The 2,853-nt window shown below is 70.1% G+C and carries 2 protein-coding genes; both read right to left on the bottom strand.

The window, feature by feature from the left end:
• Positions 1-65 precede the first annotated feature (65 nt).
• On the bottom strand, positions 66-1,355 hold the full coding sequence (locus AOK08_RS21155) for an FAD-dependent oxidoreductase (protein WP_241827033.1): 1,290 nt from the start codon (positions 1,353-1,355) through the stop codon (positions 66-68).
• Between the two features lie 213 nt (positions 1,356-1,568).
• Positions 1,569-2,801, bottom strand: coding sequence for a carboxylate--amine ligase (locus AOK08_RS21150; RefSeq protein ID WP_055528316.1), 1,233 nt, complete (start codon positions 2,799-2,801; stop codon positions 1,569-1,571).
• Positions 2,802-2,853: the final 52 nt, after the last annotated feature.

The raw sequence follows: 2,853 nt of genomic DNA, 5'->3' as shown, positions 1-2,853 counted from the left end.
ATCCGGGATCCGGGCGGGAAACAGAACCCGCACCGCGCCTCCACGCGACCCCACCCTCACCCCGCCTACCCGTGCGCCGCCGCCAGATGCCCCGCCAGCCTCGGAGACGCGAACTCCGTACCGCACACGAACCGCATCACCGGCCCGTACGAAGCCGCCGCCGGCAAGCCCGTGAAGTACAACCCGGGTATCGAGGACACATACCCGGCACCGAGCCTCGGCGTCCCCCGGCTCACCGCCAACTCCGTACGCAGCTCGGGCCCGAGGAAGTCCATCGCGGCGGTGTCGACGCGGTAGCCGGTCGCGGCTATGACGTGGTCTGCCGACAACTCCCGTGTACGACCGTCGAGTTCACGTACGGTCAGCACCGCCCGCCCGCTTTCGGGGCCCGCCCCGCTCCCCGAACTCGAACTGCCCACAGTGCCGGCGCCCTCCGCCCGGACGATCCGCTCGACCTCACTCACCCGCACCTTCCCCTCGAACCGGTCGCGCAGCCACCACGCCCCGAGCGGCCCGAGAACCCGGCGGACCAGGTAGTGGCGGGCCTGGTCCGGGAGATAGCGGTAAGGGTGCGGGTAGTAGCTGAGGGCCCACAGCGACCACGCGTTGCCGAACGGCGACTTGGGCCGCAACCCGGGCTGCTTCCACGGGGGCGCGCCGAAGGCGACTCGGCCACTCCCGCGCGACACCACCCGTACTCGCGCCCCCGCCTCCGCCGCCAGCGCCGCCGTCTCCAGCGCGGACTGGCCCGCACCGACGACGATCAGCTCTCTTCCCGTGAACCGGCTCAGGTCGTGATGCTGCGAACTGTGAGACACCGGTCCCGTGGGCGAAGGCCCGTCCGGCACGGCGCCGGCCAGCTCCTGGGGCAGATGGGCGAGCCCCGAGAGCCCCGTCGCCACCACGACCGCCCGTGCGGTGAACAACTCGCCCGAATCCAGCTTGAGTTCAAAACCGCCATCGCCGCCGGGTCCGCTCCGGCCACCGCCGGAGGTCCCTTTGTGCCGCCGGTCCACGGACACCACGCGTACTCGTTCCAGCTCGGGCACCAGCCGCTGCTGGAACCACTCGCCGTACGCGATGAAGGTCCCCACCGGGATGATGTCCTCGTCCAGGACCAGCCGGGGCGCCCCCACCGCGTCGCAGTAGTCCGCCAGGGTGTGGCCACGCTGCGGGGCATCGATGCTGGAGGCCGCCGGCGTCGATTTCAGGAGCATCCCGGCGGGCATGTGGTCCCGCCAGCTCACCATGGGCTCACCGAACACTCGCACAGGAATGCCCCGCGCCCGCAGATGCGCGGCGGTGGACAGCCCGAACGGTCCCGCGCCGATGACCGCTACCGGATGTTGATTCACGAAGTCCCTCCCCAGGACGATGTTTCGCCACTCCGTGTTGCTCTGCCGCTCTCCCTCTCTCCTGCCTCTGTTGATTGCCTGCTCTGCCGTTTTCCCTGCTCTGCCGTTTTCCCTGCTCTGCCGTTTGCTGCTCTGTCGTTTCCTGCTCTGTCGTTTGCGTGCTGCGCTGTTTGCGCGCCCGGTTGTTTGCCTGCTCTGCCGTTTTCCCTGCCGTCAGCCGCCGCCGCGACGGCTGGTCCGCCAGAGCTGATAGAGGTGCTTCGCGCCCGGCCGCACGAAGCGGACGAGCATCGTGAGGAACGGCAGCGGGTCGTCACCCGCGAGCCAGGCCAGTTCCGTCCCGCTCGCCCGGGTCGGCGCGTGCGGCGTCGTATAACCGCTGCGCCGGTAGGCGAGGAGGGCGGGCAGGTCGATGTTCTCCACGATGTACCGGTGCCCGGCGCGCTGTTCCCCCTCCGGGACGGCGCGGCCGGTCAGATCGAGATGCATGGCCCGGACGACGTCCACCCCCGACTCGCTCTCGAAGAGCCGGAACTGGGCGCCCATCCGTGGGTTGAAGTCGAGAAGCTTGTACTGTCCGTCGCGCCGGTCGAAGCGCAGGTCGAGGTCGATGATTCCGGTGAACCCGATCTGTTTGATGAAACGCGCGGCGACGTCCGCGAGTTCCGGATTGTCGACGACGTACGCATTTGCCGTCATTCCCGCGTGCGGCGGCCAGGAACGGACTTTGACGCCCGTGAACAACGCGCGCGGGTTCGAGTCCGCGTCGAAGTAGGCGTGCACGATCCAGTCCTCGGCCTCCTCCCGGGGCAGGTACTCCTGAAGGATCACACCGGGTCGCTCGCCCCAGCCGCGCGCCAGGGACAGCAGTGCCTCCCTGCTCGCGATGCGCGTAGTGCCGTTGACAGCGGGCCGGGCCCGCCGCACGAACGCCTCCCGGTTCTTGGCCACCACCGGGAACCGTGCCGTGCGCGCGAACCGCTCGATGTCGTCGTACGACTCCGGGAAGGCGGCGGCCGGAGTCGGTATGCCGTGCTCTACGCACAAGTCGTGCAGCCCCTGCTTGCTGGCGAGCCGGCGCGGCAGCCCCGCCTCCACGGGCGGGAAGACAAAGGCCTCGCCGAGTTCCCGCTGCCGCTCGGCGATCAGCACGGCGGCCTCCTCGTCCGTGGGAACGAGGACAGCGGGCCGCCCGATCCGCTTCCCGATCCGCAGCAGCCCCTCGACGAGCCGCTCCGGTTCCTCGGTCCCGGTGGTCGGCCAGACGAACGCCCGCCGCAGATAGCGCGACGAGGCGGCGGGTGTGTAAGGGTCCTCCGTGATCGCGTACACCGGAACTCCCAGCCGCCCCAGGCTGCGGATCGCCCCGACGCCTCCGTGGTGCAGCGGATAGTCACCGAACTTCACGATCAGCGCCGGCACCGCATGGTCGGCCGAAAACGGCACACCGCTGCTCCTGGCCACGGGTCCCCCCACGTGTCCCCCCTACGGACCGGCC

The organism is Streptomyces graminilatus (assembly GCF_001418565.1).
Taxonomy (GTDB): domain Bacteria; phylum Actinomycetota; class Actinomycetes; order Streptomycetales; family Streptomycetaceae; genus Streptomyces; species Streptomyces graminilatus.
This window is presented reverse-complemented; position numbering and strand designations above follow the sequence as displayed.